At 50.0% G+C, this 17,645-nt stretch carries 15 protein-coding genes; 11 read left to right on the top strand and 4 right to left on the bottom strand.

What is annotated here, in order from left to right; translation table 11 throughout:
* Window positions 1-3: 3 nt before the first annotated feature.
* The 3 genes from QT397_01085 to QT397_01075 all read right to left on the bottom strand — a co-directional run bounded on the left by QT397_01085 (window position 4) and on the right by QT397_01075 (window position 3,118).
* Window positions 4-687 carry a hypothetical protein gene (locus QT397_01085; GenBank protein WNZ53631.1) on the bottom strand — a complete coding sequence of 228 codons (684 nt, stop codon included), beginning with the start codon at window positions 685-687 and terminating at the stop codon, window positions 4-6.
* A gap of 35 nt (window positions 688-722) precedes the next feature.
* Complete coding sequence (locus QT397_01080; protein ID WNZ53630.1) at window positions 723-1,568, bottom strand: hypothetical protein; 846 nt, start codon at window positions 1,566-1,568, stop codon at window positions 723-725.
* A 293-nt stretch (window positions 1,569-1,861) separates the two neighbouring features.
* Entirely contained in the window at window positions 1,862-3,118 is a 1,257-nt protein-coding gene (locus QT397_01075) for an Hsp70 family protein (GenBank protein WNZ53629.1), read from the bottom strand.
* 313 nt (window positions 3,119-3,431) lie between these two features.
* Between QT397_01075 and gmd the strand changes: the two genes are divergently transcribed.
* From gmd to QT397_01060, 3 genes are all read left to right on the top strand, one after another.
* A complete protein-coding gene (gmd, locus tag QT397_01070; GenBank protein ID WNZ53628.1) occupies window positions 3,432-4,499 on the top strand; it encodes a GDP-mannose 4,6-dehydratase in 1,068 nt (355 codons plus the stop codon).
* Window positions 4,492-5,460: a GDP-L-fucose synthase gene (locus tag QT397_01065; GenBank protein ID WNZ53627.1), complete on the top strand. Its 969-nt coding sequence runs from the start codon at window positions 4,492-4,494 to the stop codon at window positions 5,458-5,460. The genes gmd and QT397_01065 overlap by 8 nt, the downstream gene beginning before the upstream one ends.
* Before the next feature lie 145 nt (window positions 5,461-5,605).
* Window positions 5,606-5,950 (top strand): RidA family protein, encoded by a 345-nt coding sequence (locus tag QT397_01060; protein WNZ53626.1) that lies wholly within the window; start codon window positions 5,606-5,608, stop codon window positions 5,948-5,950.
* Window positions 5,951-6,049: 99 nt separating this feature from the next.
* On the opposite strand, the gene QT397_01055 is transcribed toward QT397_01060, so the two are convergent.
* Window positions 6,050-7,573, bottom strand: coding sequence for a CoA-transferase (locus QT397_01055; GenBank protein WNZ53625.1), 1,524 nt, complete (start codon window positions 7,571-7,573; stop codon window positions 6,050-6,052).
* A gap of 209 nt (window positions 7,574-7,782) precedes the next feature.
* On the opposite strand from QT397_01055, the gene QT397_01050 reads away from it, so the two are divergent.
* The 8 genes from QT397_01050 (at window position 7,783) to QT397_01015 (ending at window position 17,641) form a co-directional block, all read left to right on the top strand.
* The gene (locus QT397_01050; GenBank protein ID WNZ53975.1) at window positions 7,783-8,463 is read left to right on the top strand and encodes a YrbL family protein; all 681 of its coding nucleotides are present in this window, start codon (window positions 7,783-7,785) and stop codon (window positions 8,461-8,463) included.
* A gap of 198 nt (window positions 8,464-8,661) precedes the next feature.
* Window positions 8,662-9,948 carry an MFS transporter gene (locus QT397_01045; GenBank protein WNZ53624.1) on the top strand — a complete coding sequence of 429 codons (1,287 nt, stop codon included), beginning with the start codon at window positions 8,662-8,664 and terminating at the stop codon, window positions 9,946-9,948.
* A 110-nt stretch (window positions 9,949-10,058) separates the two neighbouring features.
* The gene (locus QT397_01040) at window positions 10,059-11,216 is read left to right on the top strand and encodes an iron-containing alcohol dehydrogenase (protein ID WNZ53623.1); all 1,158 of its coding nucleotides are present in this window, start codon (window positions 10,059-10,061) and stop codon (window positions 11,214-11,216) included.
* 18 nt (window positions 11,217-11,234) lie between these two features.
* Entirely contained in the window at window positions 11,235-11,693 is a 459-nt protein-coding gene (locus QT397_01035) for a thioesterase family protein (protein ID WNZ53622.1), read from the top strand.
* 186 nt (window positions 11,694-11,879) lie between these two features.
* Window positions 11,880-14,318 (top strand): HAMP domain-containing methyl-accepting chemotaxis protein, encoded by a 2,439-nt coding sequence (locus QT397_01030; protein WNZ53621.1) that lies wholly within the window; start codon window positions 11,880-11,882, stop codon window positions 14,316-14,318.
* Window positions 14,319-14,684: 366 nt separating this feature from the next.
* Window positions 14,685-15,209: a PAS domain-containing protein gene (locus tag QT397_01025; protein ID WNZ53620.1), complete on the top strand. Its 525-nt coding sequence runs from the start codon at window positions 14,685-14,687 to the stop codon at window positions 15,207-15,209.
* Window positions 15,184-16,512 (top strand): methyl-accepting chemotaxis protein, encoded by a 1,329-nt coding sequence (locus tag QT397_01020; protein WNZ53619.1) that lies wholly within the window; start codon window positions 15,184-15,186, stop codon window positions 16,510-16,512. Before QT397_01025 ends, QT397_01020 begins: the two co-directional genes overlap by 26 nt.
* 109 nt (window positions 16,513-16,621) lie before the next feature.
* Window positions 16,622-17,641 (top strand): alpha/beta fold hydrolase, encoded by a 1,020-nt coding sequence (locus QT397_01015; GenBank protein ID WNZ53618.1) that lies wholly within the window; start codon window positions 16,622-16,624, stop codon window positions 17,639-17,641.
* The last annotated feature ends 4 nt before the right edge of the window (window positions 17,642-17,645 follow it).

Here is a 17,645-nt window from a genome sequence, read left to right as displayed (position 1 = left end):
TGACTAAGATATCGGTGGATGTGCGAAGGATGCTTCCTCTACAGTAAGTATCGGAAGATCATTTGCTCGGGAAACTGTCGAGTTTGGTTGAACATACAAGTCTGAGGGAGAAAACTGAGGAACTGCAATACTCTCAGGATTGCCTGCTTTTGAAAGAGGAAAAGGGGCGTCTTCCAAGACGGACTGTTTGCTTTCCGCCAACTGACTTTTGCTGGTGGCAGAACTTAACTCTGCCAATCTGGGTGTTTGATGCAAAGTTGGAAGACTTGCAGTATCCGGATGCTGCTGAGATTCTTCGACAGGTTTGTCTGTTCTGCCTTGGGCAGGGGAGGGGACATCTTCCTGAAAGCTGCCAAGTTCCAATGCTGCATCGATTTGCACTGCTGCCAAGAACTGACTTTGTGTTGTGAGTGGGCCGGATGGCATCAAAATAAAGAACTCGTTGGCTGGTCCGCCAAAGAAGCCTTCGATTACGATAATCTGTCCATCAATTTGCCGAATGTGCAATTGAGTTCCATCTCGGGCAAGTTGGGCTGTCCCGATCGTTTTGGAAAGATCAACCAGCTGGCCATTTTCCCGTTTGAGTAGGATTGCGCCTCGCGAAGGGGGCAGAGGTTCAGCCAGCAGGATTGGGGGAGGGGACTGCAAAGCAGGCGTGTTCGTAGGCGCTGAGTTGATGTGGGCCATGACTGCATTCCTCCTCTTTTCAGATTGTTGGTGCGTTAATTGATCCGTTGGTTCGCCAGTCGCCGCAGTTCTCGTTTCCGGTTTTTCTCAAGCAATCGCTCAGAAAGACCGAGGTGCAGCAAAAGCGTCGAACGCTGAGCTTTGTCCGAAAAATGAAGGCGAGTGAGTTCTGCTTCAGCCGAGATCAGCTGAAGTTCTGTTTTCTGAAGTTCGGTTAAAACGGTGAGGTATGCAGGAACATGCTCAGGACTTACCTTGGTCTGAGCAAGTGCGGCCTCATAACTTCGCCTCTGGCGCGTTACTCCGAACTGAAGCTGCCTATAGGTTTTGATTACTTTGGAAAGTGCATCACTTTCCTCGCGTGCATCAGCAGGCGATCCTGAACCATTCAACAGAGATGAAGTGATCACTGGCTGCAGGTTGAAACTGCGACTACCCGTGTACTGTGTGAAGGTCGTTTGCGCAAAAAGCAGTTTGTTTTGCTGCAGTGCCTTTAGAGTTTCACTGATTGAGCTGCGCTGTGCTTCCAACGCTTCAATGTGCTCAAAAACTTGAGTTGTTTTGCTTTCAGAATGCCTCTCCAAAACTACGGTTATCGCGTTTAGATCCCTCAGTGATGTTAGGTAAACGTGCGTTTGTTGCGTTGTTAAGTAGAGCGCAGCATAAGCATCGACGGTTTCCTGCAGAACCTCAGTTTTCTGTTGCTTTGAAGCTGTCTTCCAACTTGTCAAACTTAACGTCTGGTTGAACCGCAAGGTGTCTTCAAGCGCTTCACGTAGAGTTGTTGCCTCCGCGGAAGATCCGGCTGATCCTAAGGCAACCGCGCCAATCATCGGATAAAGCCAGCAGTGTTTGAAACACCTATTTTGCCGCTGCAACATCCCGGTCCCCAACCCAGCACACAGCTAAAATAGCGTACGCCGCCCTCTTAAGACTTCATTAACAATTGCAACTAGGGAACCTGAATTGGTTGAATGTGACAATTCTGAAATTAGAGGAATGAGAAAGCGAGGGGGAAAAAGAGGGGTGTCGCTTTATGGAACCAAGACGGGTGTTAAAGGCAAAAAATCTCCGCGTTTACGCCTGAGCGGGTGACAGATGAATGGGATAGCTTCCTCAGGTCTGTCACGCCGGATTACAAGAAAAAGAAAAGACTTTTTGTGAGGGCTTAGCCTTAGCCGAACTTTCGTTTTGCGTCGGCTGCAAGGCCAAGACCTACGGCTCCAAACACATCGCCTTCCACGATAGAAGCGTTTGGCATCAGGGACTTGAAGTGATCTCGAAGCATCGGGATACGTGTGGTGCCGCCGGTCAGGAACATACTGTTGATCTGATCAGCAGTCACACCTGCCTTGCTGAGGGCCTCCTGAATGGTGGTATCAATTTTCCCGACAGAAGTTGCGATTGCTGCGTGGAAATCGGCGTTGGATGCATCTACCTGAACGTCTTCTTCCTCCAGCTCAATTTTGAGGCTGGCAATCTCTGAAGAAGACAGGTCAATCTTGGTTTGCTCAACACGTGTAGCAAGCATGTGGCCATCTTTTGCGCGGATTACTTCACGAAGGCGCTCTACCAGATGGGGCTGCGCTGCTTCGCGTCTGACTTCACCGAGCTCTCGCAAAATGCTTGGAGAATAAAGCTGATTGATGAACTGCCAGGTGGCGAGATCGAAGTAGTATTTGGACGGTAGCGCGCGTTTGCCGTCTTTCGTGAGTGTTTTGTAGCCCAAATGCGGCATCACTTGCGCAAGCGACAGCAGTCGGTCAAAGTCCGTTCCGCCGATGTGAACACCTGTGTTGGCAAGAATGTCGCCTGTGCGGTCAACTGCATTCCGGCGTTCAGGAGAAACGCGAATAACGGAAAAGTCAGCTGTACCACCACCGATATCCAACACCAGAATAAGTTCTTCACGGGTAACAGACTGCTCATAGGCCAACGCAGCTGCAATCGGCTCATACTGGAATGCAATATGCTCAAAGCCTTCCTGGCGAGCGATACCTTCCAGCGTGTTTTGCGCTGCACGGTCAGCAACTTCATCACCGTCGATGAAATGCACCGGTCGTCCCAGAACCACCTTGGTGACATCTTCCTGCATATGTGTATCAAGCTTACGTTTCAACTGGCGCAGGTACAATGCAATAATGTCACGAAACGCCATACGACCGCCCATGACAGCCGTTTTCTCCTGAATAAGGGAAGTGCCCAGAACACTCTTGAGTGCCTGCATAAGGCGGCCCTCATCGCCTCTGATGTACTCTTCTTTCGCCTGCCGTCCATAAACGATCTGCTCGTCCTCAAAATTGAAGAAAATGGCAGACGGCATTTCCGTATGGCCTTCTTCCAGCATCACCAGTTCTGGTGTTTCGCCGGAGTAGATGCCCACTGTGGAGTTGGAGGTGCCAAAATCGATGCCTGCGAATGCGCTGTTCATTTTTAGACCTCTCATCATGCCTTTTGTCAGGCAAAGCTATGCAGTTGCCAGAGTAACGGCTGCGTCTGGATATTCAGGTTCGGGATACCTCCCCAAGGCGTTTGGGAGGGCGAGCTTGATACACGGTGAGCTGTGGGATTGCCAGTTAATTTTGAGGGAACTTGGATATCCTTGTGGGCGAAGCTGAAACCTTGTTTAAAAACATTGCTCTGTAAAGTGACCTAGAGAATGAGGGGGCATGTTTTCAGAATTGCGACAATAACCAGTTTCCTCCTAGGTTCATGCTCTGTTTCCCTAAGATTTTGGGCGTGTGATGACCTTGCAAAAGATAGCATTGATAACGGGTGTGACTGGACAAGATGGCGCTTATCTGAGCCGTTTTCTGCTTGATAAGGGCTACGTAGTGCATGGTGTTAAGCGCCGCTCCTCCAGTTTCAACACCGGGCGGATTGAAGGAATTTACCAAGACCCGCATGAAGAAGATGCACGCTTTATTCTTCACTACGGAGATTTGACGGATGCGACCAACCTGATCCGGATTATGCAGGAGGTGCAACCGGATGAGGTCTATAACCTTGGTGCGCAGTCACACGTGAAGGTAAGTTTTGAAACCCCGGAATACACGGCCAACAGTGATGCTCTTGGTGCATTGCGCTTGCTGGAAGCGATCCGCATTCTCGGATTGGAAAAGAAAACAAGGTTCTATCAGGCATCAACGTCAGAGCTTTATGGTCTGGTTCAGGAAGTTCCGCAAAAAGAAACCACGCCTTTTTATCCGCGGTCTCCATATGCTGCAGCAAAACTCTATGCCTATTGGATCGCTGTAAACTATCGCGAAGCCTATGGAATCCATGCCTCAAACGGCATCCTCTTCAACCATGAAAGCCCGTTGCGTGGTGAGACGTTCGTAACGCGAAAAATCACACGCGCAGCTGCGGCAATCAGCTTGGGCCAGCAAGAGAAACTCTACCTCGGCAATATTGATGCTCAACGAGACTGGGGGCATGCACGCGACTTCATTGAAGGCATGTGGATGATGCTGCAACAGGATCAACCAGACGATTATGTCTTGGCGACCGGAACGATGACGTCCGTTCGGCGCTTTGTAGAAATGGCCTTCGCTCATTGTGGCACTGCTATTGAGTGGCAGGGAGAGGGCATTGAGGAACGAGGCCTTTGCGCGCGAACCGGTCGTTCTCTGATTGAAATTGATCCGAGGTATTTTCGTCCTTCTGAAGTGAATGAGCTGCTAGGTGATGCAAGCAAGGCGCGTCAGAAGTTGGGGTGGGAGCCTAAAACGTCTCTAGAGGCGTTGGTGCAAGAGATGGTGCAGGCCGATTTGAAGGAACTTCAACAGCATCGGATACTAGAAGATGCCTGATTTATCGGAGACCAAATTTGACCTTGCGGGAAAAACGGTTTTTGTAGCTGGGCACAAAGGCATGGTTGGCGGCGCGTTGATGCGCCGTTTGGAACAAGAGGATTGCTCGCTTTTAACGGCTGACCGCAAACAGGTGGATCTTACTGCTCAAAGTGAGTCATTAATGTTTTTGCTGGATACGAAACCAGATGCGGTGATTGTTGCGGCAGCCAAAGTAGGAGGGATATGGGCGAACAATGAGTATCCCGCAGACTTCCTCTATGAAAACCTTGCGATAGAAACCAATCTCATCCGTGGAGCCTATGCGGCTAACGTACAAAAACTGCTGTTTCTGGGCTCATCCTGTATTTATCCAAAACATGCGCCACAACCGATCTCGGAGGAAGCGTTGCTCTCCGGGCCTCTGGAGCCAACCAATGAGTGGTATGCCATTGCCAAGATTGCCGGAATAAAGCTTTGCCAAGCTTTTCGAAAACAGCACGGATGTGATTTCATCTCCGCAATGCCAACCAATCTCTATGGTCCGGGCGATAACTTTGATCTGACAACCAGTCACGTTCTGCCGGCACTCATGCGTAAAGTGCATGAAGCGAAAGAGAGTGGTGCGACTTCCTTTGAGATTTGGGGAACAGGAGTGCCACGACGAGAGTTCCTCCATTGTGATGACTGTGCAGACGCACTGGTGTACTTGCTGAAGAATTACTCAGCTGATGAGCACATCAATGTCGGTTTCGGAACGGACATCTCTATTCTGGAACTTGCAGAAAAACTAGCAAGTATCCTGAGGTTTGAAGGCTCTATTGAAAAGGACACCACTAAGCCTGATGGAACTCCGAGAAAACTTATGAGCTCGGAACGACTGGCGCAGTTGGGTTGGAAGCCATCCATCTCATTGGATCAGGGGATTGCGGAGACCTATAACTGGTTTCTTCAGCATCACATTGAAAAGGCAACGGCATAAATACCTGCTCTCAGAAAAGCTTGGACACTCGCAAATGTCACAGTGCACTTGCCAGTGCTTTCGGTCATGTTGTCTCGCTGAAATTGGAGATATGAAACTTCGTAGTTTTCGGGTTCATGCCTCCCGATCTTAAAGGGGTAACAACATGATTGAACGCATGCACACCAAGCAGCGTATGAGCAAAATCGTCAAGCACAATGGTACAGTTTATCTGTGCGGGCAGGTTGGCAATCGCGGCGATAGCATCAAGGAACAGACCGCAGAATGTCTGCGCCGTGTCGATGAACTGCTGATTGAAGCTGGATCCAGCCGTGAAAAAATCCTGCAGGCTATTGTTTGGCTTTCAGACATGCGCGATTTCGCAGAAATGAATGAAGTCTGGGATGCCTGGGTTCCGGAAGGCCATGCGCCAGCACGCGCATGCGGTGAAGCACGCCTTGCTTCCCAGGAACTACTTGTGGAAGTCATCATTACAGCAGCTTGCGACTAAGCCTTCCAAAGAAACCTACACTTCCCGGAAGACGCTCAGTATTCCGGGAAGTGATCGCTCTAAAATCAATGAGTTCTAATTGTTGGCGCCGTTTGCGCCTCAGAGTGCGTTGAAGATGTGCTCTGGCATCTTGCGTTGTACGTCTACTTTGCAGGCAAAGCCCATGTGTGCCAGCACGTCGCGTTTAGGTTTGATCCCTGGCGCAACTTCGGTCAGCACAAGCCCATTCGGCCCAAGTTGGAACACAGCGCGCTCCGTTACATAGAGCACTTCTTGCCCATTGTTTCGTGCATTGATCGCGTTGAACGTGATGTGGTCTGTTTGCTCGACAAACTTTGTGTGTGTTCCGTTTCTGGTAATCTTTAGCTTATCTTTGCGATACTCCACGCGCGTATCGACGCCGGTGAGAAGGCCGCAAAACACCAGTTTTCGTGCGTTCTGTGAGATATCGATAAAGCTACCCGGGCCAATAATTTTTCCGCCTATTTTGGAGATATTCACGTTGCCGTGTCGGTCTACTTCACTCATGCCCAAAAAAGCGATGTCCAACCCGCCACCGTTGTAAAAATCGAACTGATCCAATGAAGACAGAAGAGCTTCAGATCCTTGCGCTGCACCATAAAGCGTATCACCCAGAAACTGACCGTTATGATGGCCATGTTCGCAAGATAGCCAGATCTGCTCAGCCAGTTTCTTGCGTTGCTCTGTAAAGCGAATTCCTGCAGGCACACCAAACCCTATGTTGACCGCTGCATTTTCAATCAACTCGTCTGCAGCTCGCCTCGCGATCACCTTGCGTGCAATTTTGCTGGGTTCATTTTGAATGCGCCGGTGAGACGGCTTGATGGCACCACTAAGCGCAGGACTGTAAGGGGTGTCGTAGGCGATGGTCTGGCTAGGGGTTTCAACCAAAGCATCCAAAAATACACCGGGAATAGTAACAGAACGAGCTGGCAGACTGCCGGGTTCAATGATGTTCCTGACTTGTGCAAAGCAGTGGCCTCCGCTGTTATGCGCTGCCATGGCCAGGCTCAGGCAGTCCAGAGTGATAGCTTCTTCATCAAGGCTGAGATTGCCCTTGGTGTCAGCAGCTGAGCCACAGATCAGCGCGAGATCGATCTTGAAAGGGCGATAGCGGAGATACTCTTGACTATGCAGGTGCAGCAATTCAACCAGATCATGCTTACAGGACTTGCTGCACTTACCACCACCGTGTCTGGGATCGACGAAGGTTCCAAGCCCCGTTCGGGTGAGAAGGCCAGGGCGACCTGCTCCAATTTCACGGATCAACTGCTGAATTACACCGGCTGGCAGGCAATAGGCTTCCAGTTTGTCCTGAATGATGAGTTTTTGCAGAGATGGCGTCAGTGCGAAGTGAGAGGAGATAATGCCTCGTAACATACCTTTGTGCGAAAAGCGGTTCAGTCCACGCTTGTCACCATCTCCGATCGAAAGAGAGTTGATGACGAAAAGGTTCTTGGGATGACCGGTTGAGAGGAACCGTTGTTCGATGGCTTCCAGCAGAGCTTCTGGCGTGGCAAGGCCCCATCCGCAACCGCTAATCACAATGGTATCGCCATCCTGCACAAAGGTCGCAATTTCACGCGCACTGCAGATCTGCATCCTGCTGGTTCCCGGAGTTTGTGTTCGTGTTGTATTGAGAAGATTATCCCGCAAACACTAAAAAGTCCGGTTAAGGTACAGTCGACCTCATGAAAGCTTTTTGAAAACAATAGCTTGATCGTGAGTGGCAAGATTGGTGCTTTTCAAACTATTATAATTTGTTATGTAAGTGGCTCAAATTTACAAAAAAGACTGGCTCAAAATTGACTGTGTCGCAGGAAAATCAAGTTTATCAGGTAGGAGAGTTTGTTCGTGGTGGCGGATTTCGCGACACATATGAATGCGCCTCTGATCCTACCAAGCTTCTGAAATTTGATCGTTATGAAGCTGGAGAACGCAAAGTAAAAAAACGAGGTTTGCTGAAGGACATTTTTCGTTCAGTACGTGCAAAGCTCGGATACAAAAAGCAGCGACTGAGCGGTAATCAGGATGAGTTGTTAGGGTGGTCACATATTCAAGATGTGGGACTCGCAGATCATAGAGCGTTTACGCGCGTGTATGGGGTTGTACAGACAAATCAAGGCCCAGCTTTAATGATCGAGAAAATTGACAATTTTGTTGATCAAGATATTCGAAGTGTTCGTGATTACATTCGGCGCCACGGGCGAATAAATGACCAAGAGCTTATTCGTGCTCTAATTGACTATTTTAAGATTTTGCGTAGCCACCATGTCTCATGCTTTGCAGATCGTCCCGAAAATATGGGAATTGTTATCGATGTAAATGGAAAGACGTATATTAAGTGTTTTGATGTGAAAAATTACTTAGATCATCAGTTTATTCCTATAAATAAGATTGAATACTTTCGAAAAAAAAGGATTGAGCGGCGCCTGGATCGTCATTTCAATATGTTAAGCAGTGACAACGTAAATGAAGGCCACAAGATCTGAGCTGGATTAAGCTCAGATGAAGTTCAATGATCGGGGCAATTGCGTGCCAACTTTGCTGTAATTATCTTCACCTATATACGCCTTGCATCTGGAAGGGGCTTGGTTAAGCTAACGGGATTGCTCTTTCCGTTGGCGTGGCATTTTGTGCGCTGATTTTTCTGGTTTTTTTGAAGAAATGAATTTGAGGCGGGCTTTGTTATGCAGGATGAAGCAGTAAATACTTCCATTTTGGCATTGTTTAAGCTGAGCGCGTTTCGTCGGTTTATTGGTGTTCTTGTTCCGGCCGCCTTTGCGGATTGGATCGACTTCATCGCGATCATGGTGCTAGTAAACTACACGTGGGGCATGGGCGCTACCGAGGTTGCCAGTGTGATCATGGCAGCCACATTACCACGCGTTCTTTTTGGGTTGCCTGCGGGTATTCTGGTTGATCGCATTGGAGCTGGGCCCGTGCTGATGGCTGGCCTTGTTATTCGGGCCGCTGTTATGGTTGGCATGTTCTTCTTTGCCAACACTCTCGTACTTCTCATCGCCTTTGTCTTTTTGAAGTCGACAATCTCCGCAGCGTTTATGCCAGCGCAGCAATTGGCGCTGAAAAAGATTGTGCCGTCCAATATGCTGACACAGGCCGTCAGTATTGATCATTTTGTCATTCAATCTACGAAGATCTTTGCGCCGGTTCTTGGCGGTGCTTTGCTTGCCATCTGGAGCCCACACAATGTCTTTTTGCTTGGCGGCCTTTGTTTTACTGTTGGTGCGCTGTTCTGTGTCACGCTGCTTGGAGTGCTGAAGAAAGACCAAGCAAGCGATGAGGCTGAGCAGGAGAGCAACGGCAGTGTGCTGCGCGATGCAAAGGTCGGCCTTGCTTACATTTGGAAGACACCACGCCTACTCTTAGGTATCGCTCTTATCTGCCTCTTTATATTCAGTGTCTTCCTGTATGAAGCCGTACTGTTGCTTCTGATTAAGGAGACGGGGCAACCGGGAGCTTCTGCTGGGCCAATCATTGGCGCTATTGGTGTGGGCGGGCTTGTAGGCACTTATCTTACAGCGAAGATTGGTGATCGAGTAAATCTACATCTGATGATGGTTATCGGCTCGTTTTTTGGTGGGGCCTTGACCATAGTAGCGGGATGGCTTCCTTTCAGCCCTGAACCTTTTTCTCTCAATGAGCAGATGGCACTTTGGTTTGTTGCTGGTGTCTTTTCCAGTCTGATAACCGTGCCCTACGGAGCTATCATCGTAAAGCAGACGCCAGAAGAGTTGCTGGGGCGTGTTTCTTCTGTTGGTGAGATGCTGCAATCTGGCCTGACACTTGTTTCAATACCAATCGGCGCGTTTCTGGCGGAGCGGTGGTTTGTTTCCATGCCTTTCTTTGCCGGAGGCGTGACCATGTCCGTGGGGGCAGTCATCGGATTTATTGTAGTTCTTAGCCTTGGTAAGGCGCCTGATCCAGAACCGGTGATCTCGGAAGAAGCCGTATAAACCGCCAGTCTAGGTTCGACTTTAATTGCGCTCGACCTTCCTGAGGACCTGAGGCATGCTCTTCGGATTGCTCAAGCCTGCCACTTGCAGGGAGCAGGGAGGGGGATTTCATGACAGGCTTTGTCTTCAACACATCAGCAAGCGTTATTTGCGAGCCCGGTGCGGTTCAACAGCTGGATCAACTGACACTGAACACCATAGGCAAACGTGTTTTGCTGGTGAGTGATAAGGGGCTCATGCAAGCAGGCCTCGTTGAGCCTGTGATCTCGCGGCTTGAAGCTGCCGGAATTGACGTTACGCTCTTTGAGGGTGTGGTGGCTGATCCACCCGAAGCTATCGTGTTGCAAGCAACTGAACTGGCAAAGACTGCACAAGTAGACGGTGTGATTGGGCTTGGTGGCGGATCATCCCTTGATGTTGCAAAGCTTGTTGCCCTGCTTGTTGGGGGAGGGGAGCAGCTTGCGGATATCTATGGTGTTGGTATGGCAAAAGGAAAACGTCTTCCGCTGATCCTCATTCCAACAACAGCTGGCACGGGCTCTGAAGTTACGCCGATCTCCATCATCACGACGGGTGAAGCTGAGAAGAAAGGTGTGGTGTCACCTCAGTTGCTGCCGGATGTGGCGGTTCTGGATGCTGATCTTACTCTTGGGCTGCCTGCACATGTGACCGCAGCAACAGGCATTGATGCCATGGTGCACGCAATTGAAGCCTACACGTCTATCTCCGCAAACAACAATCCGGTTTCAAAGGTTCTGGCCAAGGAAGCTCTGCGATTGCTGGGTGCGAACATTGAGAAGGCTGTGAACACGCCTCAGGATAAAGAAGCCCGCTCTAACATGCTGCTGGGTTCTATGTTGGCTGGGCAGGCATTTGCCAACTCACCGGTGGCAGCGGTGCATGCGCTGGCTTATCCAATCGGAGGCATCTTTCATGTGCCGCATGGTGTTTCCAATGCGCTCGTTCTGCCGCATGTGATGCGGTTCAACATGCCTTCTTGTGCGGATGCCTACGCTGAGTTGGCTCCACTGGTGTTCCCCGAACTGATCGAAGTACCTTCTGATATCCGGGGCAGCTTGTTTGCGGATCGGTTGGCTGAGCTTGCCAAGGTGCTGGGTGTTGAAACAACTCTTCGGGAGGTCGGCATTGAAGAACAGCATATGGCCAAGCTTGCCAGTGAAGCGATGAAACAGACGCGTTTGCTCGTTAATAATCCGCGAGAGATGGATGAAGACGCCGCGCTACAAATTTATATGCAAGCCCTTTAAGTGCACGGAGTTATTCAGATGAGCAAACCTAAGAAGCCAACGCCGGATGCACGGGATCAATATAAGTTCTTCAGTGAGGTCCAGACCCGCTGGGAAGACAACGACATTTACGGCCACATTAATAATGCGGTTTATTACAGCTACTTCGACAGCGCGGTGAATGCCTATCTCATCGCAAATGATGCACTCAACATTCACGAAGGTGACGAGATCGGCTTGGTGGTTGAATCCGGCTGCCAGTACTTTTCAGAGATCGCTTATCCGCAAAAGATCGATATCGGCTTGCGTGTCGGTCATCTGGGAAACAGCTCTGTGCGTTACGAGCTGGCCCTGTTTGCGCTGGGGGCAGAGACTGCTGCGGCACAGGGATTTTTTACGCATGTGTACGTAGATCGCACCAGTCGTCGACCTCAAGCGCTCTCTCTCAATCTGCGCAGTGCACTTGAAGCTCTTCTACTAGAGGTTGCTGATTCTTGATTGTTAAAAATCTAATGATTATTTGCACTTATAATAAATCTATGTTGGGCGCATAAACAGATAAAACTTTCAGAAATTACTCAATTAATGCCGTAAATACCTACGGGTTAACTACTGGTTGAGATTTACAAGCTTAGGATGCCGCCAAGTCATGGGCAACGACTTTTATTCGGGAGAAATAAGGTCATGAGGCGGGTCCTCCAGCTTTTTACTAATTTGCGACTGTCGACGAAAATCGGCGGTGGCTTCATCATCGTTCTCTTGCTTTCCGCTGCAGCTGGTGGGATCGGAATCTTTTCTATCTCTCAGCTCACCAAGCAAACCGACATGACGAATGCAACCATGCGTTTAATGCAGGGCCTACATGATACGACCTCAGCACGCGAGACTTATCTGCGCAGTCTGAGCAAGTATGATGCAACCGCAGCTGCTGATGAGCTGAATCTGCTGGGTGCAGATCTTGAAGCTTTGCATGAGCAGGTTGTTGCAGACGGCAAGGATGGCACCGCCTTTGAAGAGACCCACGAAAACGTGCGGGCTCTGAAAGGTTTGTTCAGCCGTGTTCGCATGGCAACTGACATTCAGGAATCTCAGATCGCGAAAATGATGTCTGCGGTTGCTAATCTTCAGGCGATTGGCAAAAAAGTGCAGGCAGACATTTCCAAGATTGCGACTTCAGCGGCGGAACAGGATACGCTAGCGAAAGAGCAGTTGAAGGAAGCAGACAAGGCAGGGCGCCTCGTAGCAACCATTCAGAGTCAGGCACTGAATATGCGCTACTTCTTTGTGAAGGCGACCACCAGTTCTGAAGAAGGCGCTCTGCGTAAAACCTTGCTCAGCGCTGCAAAGGCACGCCGCGAGATCAAGAAGCTTCAGAAGATCGAACTGTCCCATCTGGATCCAAAGGTTCTTCAGAGCCTGGCAGATGTGTCCGATACGCTGGTTGAGAAGCTGAAAGCATTGCGCGACTCAACTGATTTCTCCGAGATGTATTCTCTGCGTCAGGACATCACCGCAAGCATTGATGTGCTGGGTGAAACTGCGCAGCTGGTGATTGGCTTCACGTATCGCTCTATTGATGACGCGAACAAGAAGCAGGCCGAAGCGGTTGATCGCAAGCAGCAGGTTGATGCTGCGTTGGCGTCTGTTTCCAACATCACACGTCAGACACTGGCAGTCAGTTCTTCTTCTCTTTCCTTCCTGCGTGCAGGTTCTGGTGTAAAGGCTGAGGAAGTCTCAAAGGAGATCGATCAGCTTGGTGCAGCAGGCCGTGAGTTTAAAGAAGGTGTGAAAGACATCGAAGGTGGTGTGAAAGCCTCTAAAGATGCGATGAAGGAAATCGCGGCGATCCGCTCTGGTTTTGGCTCCATGGCCAACGGCAAGAAAGAGCTTTCCAGCCTTGTGTCTCAGCTGACTGAACAGTCTGAGACCGTTCAGGGTCAGATCATCGATATTGCTGCGTCTGAAGCTGAAAATGCGAGCTCTGCTGGTGAACTGGCAACCAACCTGATTGCGACCACCGTTGCTGTCTGTCTTGCACTTGGTGCATTGATTGCTCTGGGTCTGTCCTTAGCCATCACTCGCCCAACCAAGCGCCTGACCGGTATCATGGAGCGTCTTGCAAACGGTGACACCAACGTTGAAATCGCAGGTGTGAAACGCAGAGATGAGATTGGTGACATGAGCCGCACGGTTCAGGTCTTCCGTGACAACGCTCTGGAACGTGCTCGTCTTCGCGAAGAGCAGGCACAGGTTGCTGAAAAGGATGCTGAGAAACAGCGTGAAGTTGAGCAGCTGATCTCTGACTTCAGAAACACAGCAAGCAACTTGCTCACTTCTGTGAATGACAGCATGGGTGAGATGGGTGAGACAGCAAGCGTAATGGCTGACCTGGCTCGCGGTACTTCTGATCAGACTGAACGTGCGGCAGCTTCTTCTACAGATGCAGCGAACAACGTTCAGATGGTGTCTGCGGCAGCTGAAGAGCTGAGCAGCTCCATTGAAGAGATTGCCCGTCAGGTGAGTGCGACAACATCCGTTGTGGCAAAAGCAACTGAAAGTGCGCATGTTTCCAATGATCGTATCAATGAGTTGGCGGACGCCACTGTGAAGATCGGTGAGGTTGTTGGCCTCATTCAGGCAATCGCTGAACAGACCAACCTGTTGGCTCTGAACGCAACCATTGAAGCGGCACGTGCCGGTGAAGCAGGTAAGGGCTTTGCGGTTGTTGCGGCTGAAGTGAAGGAACTGGCAAACCAGACGTCCAAGGCAACTGAGGAAATCAGCTCCCAGATCTCCGCAATTCAGAACTCTACGACTGATGCCGTGTCTTCCATCGAGGGTATTTCCAACACGATGGATGAGGTCACTGCGTTCACCTCTGCAATTGCCACAGCTGTTGAGCAGCAGGGCGCTGCGACTACAGAGATCAGCCGCAACGTTCAGGAAGCTGCAGTGGGTACATCCAGCGTGAACGAGAACATGACTCTCGTTTCTGAAGCTGTGAGTGAAACCAATACGGCGTCCTCACGTGTGCTGACGGCCTCTACGGAGGTGACAGAAAGTACGCGGGCTCTTGGCCGTGAGGTAGACGACTTCCTGACAGCAGTTGCAAAAGTCGGCTAACATACACGCAAAACTCGAATATTGAAGGCAGCTTAGTTTTTCTAAGCTGCCTTTTATTTTGCCCGAAATCAGAAAATCCATTTCATCTATATATTGACCCAGAGAATGAAGTTTCTGAGTTGTAATAATTCGAATCTGCGAATTTAAACGTAAGTAGTTTGTCTTTGTTGTTGCGCAAAGAGAAATATAAAATGGTGATATATATGTATAGAATAACATATGCATGCAGAATATACTATAAATTGACTTTGTGAATTACTTGAAATCGATTTTTATCTTAACCACCCGTCAATTTATTCAGGACATGTTCTGTCTGCTTGAATTTTATTCATTCAAGTTACCAAGTAGAAAAACATAGAGGCAGCTATGTCGTCGGGTGCACATCTGTCCGATACTGAAAAAACATTCAGTGAGGCAGACATCATTGTCAGTAAGACCGACTTAAAGGGCAAAATAACGTATTGTAATGAGATCTTCTGTGAGATCGCTGGATACTCCTATAAGGAGCTGATCGGACAGCCACACAGTATTATCCGTCATCCGGATATGCCCCGTTGCGTTTTCGAGCTTTTGTGGAAGCGCATCGCAGAAGGGCACGAGGTCTTCGCGTATGTAAAGAACCTTTGTAAGGGCGGAGAGTATTATTGGGTGTTCGCGCATGTCACGCCCACCTTTGATAATACTGGAAAGATCATCGGATATCATTCAACACGCAGAGTGCCAGAGCGCAAGATTCTCAGTGAAGCGATTATTCCGTTTTACCAGCAACTGCTGGAGATTGAGCAGGCTCCTAAGAGCCGCAAAGACGGACAGCACAACAGCTCTGAGTTTCTCGCTAACTACCTCTCCGATAATCGGGTGACCTATGATGAATTTATCCTCACTCTCTAAGAGTGTCCTTCTAAGTTGCCTGACGGCTGCGCTATGTGTTGTTGTTGCGCTGATGAATATGGGCGGAGAGAGTGGTTTGCTCTCACTCCTGTCTGCCTTGGCTGCACTAACAGCAGTATCTGCGCTGTTCTTCATGTTGAAAGTGCGCCGTGTGTTGAAGCACATAACCGAGACCGCTGCTTCGCAGGCGAGCGGTGATCTGGAAGCGCGCACTTTGGTTGGTATGGACCATGGTGAGCTGAAGGATCTTCTCGCCAGCGTGAACTACTCAACTGATAAAATGGATTCCTTTATTCGCGAGATGGTGGCGTCCACGCATGCACTTTCAGCGAACAAGTATTATCGTCGTGTAGTAACACGTGGTTTGCAGGGCTCGTTTCTGGTTTATGCAAATCAGGTCAACCATGCGATCTCCAAAGTTCAGGACCGTATCTGCGATTTTTCCGGCCAGACTGATGCCTTTGAGATGCTGACAAAGTCGGCAACAGAAACGCTTTCCAGCGCAGGCCATAACATGAACCAGAATGCGCAGCAGATGGAGCAGTCTGCCGACCTGACGCTTCAGCGCGCATCTGCCGTGACCGTGGCTTCTGAAGAAACCTCTGCCAACGTACAAACCGTTTCTGCCGCCGTTGAAGAGCTTTCCGCATCTGCTGCCGAGATCGGCAATCAAGTGAAGTTCACCGCTGATGTCACCAAAACCGCAGTTCAGGAAGTGGAAGCAGGTGAAACCAAGATCAGTAGCCTAAGCGCTGCTGCTGAAACCATCGGCGAAGTAGTCGAGTTGATCAGTTCCATCGCAGAGCAAACCCATTTGCTGGCATTGAACGCGACCATTGAAGCTGCGCGCGCGGGGGAAACAGGCAAAGGCTTCGCCGTTGTTGCTGGTGAAGTGAAGGAGCTTGCCTCGCAAACATCCGACGCGATTGGGCAGATTTCCGGTCAGATCGAGGCAATTCAGTCAGCCACTGCCGAAACAGTTGTTTCATTCAAACAAGTTGCGGAATCTATTTCCAAAATCGAAAGCGTCACGGATTCCATTTCGCTCTCTGCCAAGCAACAGGCGGAAGCGACGACCGAGATTGCTCAGAACATTGCAGAGGCTTACTCCGGCACCCGCCTAGTGGCCAGTAACGTGGCAGATGTGTCGACTTATGCAAACGAGACCGAAAATGCCGCTGAAAGCGTGATTGGTTCAGCCGTTGAAATGAACCAGCAGATTGCATCGCTGTCCTCTGCTGTGAACGAGTACATCAGCGAATTGCGCAATGGTCCGCTGAGCAACAGCGAAATGCGCACCTGATCCGGTTGCCGTCCTGAAACACGATATGGGAGACCTACTTCGTGTTTCAGGACGCTCTAAGGCGTTCGGCCATCTAGCAAGATGCTATCTCAATGCAAAGGATAGTATCATGAAATCCATTATTCTCAGCAGTATCTTCGCTCTCACCTGCACAGCCGCTTTGGCAGAAATGCCTTACGCGGGCTATGATCGCCTCACTGTCTCAGCCTCCCATCGAACATCAGCTGTTGCCGCCTCCATTTGGTATCCTGCCAAGACCGCGACTTATCGCGGTCTGGTCGGCGATAATGCGGTATTCAAAGGCACTTCGGCCTATATTGGTGCTGCGGTTAAAGATGGAAAGCATCCACTTGTATTGCTGTCGCATGGATCTGGCGGCAACATGGACACGATATCATGGCTCTCCTCAGGACTGGCGCTGAGAGGGGTTATGGTGCTTGCGGTTAATCATCAGGGCAGCACGTCTGGTGACTCGTCACCAAGACGTTCCGTGCGTTTGGATGAGCGGGCTAAGGATCTGAGTGCGGCTCTGGATGAACTGCTTGATGATCCATTTTTTGAAGAGCACGTCGACAAAGCCCGTATTACATCCCTTGGCTTCTCGTTGGGTGGAGCAACTGCGTTGAATCTTGCTGGTCTGCGCTTTGATGGAGATCGGTACAATGAATATTGCCGGGGCATTGGCAAGTCTCAGGCTGATTGTGTATTTCTCTCCAAAGGCGGTGTCGACTTCTCCCGTATGCCAGCCGGATTTTCAAAGAGAGTTGAAGACCCACGCGTTTCTGCTGTCGTTGCCATAGATCCGGGCTTTACCTACGCAGTCGATGAGCAGAGCCTTGCAAAGGTTCAACAACCGGTTCTTTTGATCAACATCGGTCAGGAGCACCTTTGGAAGGCGGCTGATGTCGGGCCTGAGGGCAGCAACCTTCTTGGCAAGCTTGAGGATGCGACTTACGCAGTCGTTAAACCCGGCCACCACTTCACGTTTCTGGCAGAATGTAAACCGGAAGGGCCTGCAGTCTTAGCAGCTGAAAAAGATGATCCGGTCTGTGATGACCCGGAAGGGACTGACCGCGCGCAAATCCACGCGGATATTCTTGCAGAGATTGCGCGTTTTCTGAAGCTGTGAGGTG

It is taken from the genome of Microbulbifer sp. MKSA007 (genome assembly GCA_032615215.1).
Lineage (GTDB): Bacteria > Pseudomonadota > Gammaproteobacteria > Pseudomonadales > Cellvibrionaceae > Microbulbifer.
This window is presented reverse-complemented; position numbering and strand designations above follow the sequence as displayed.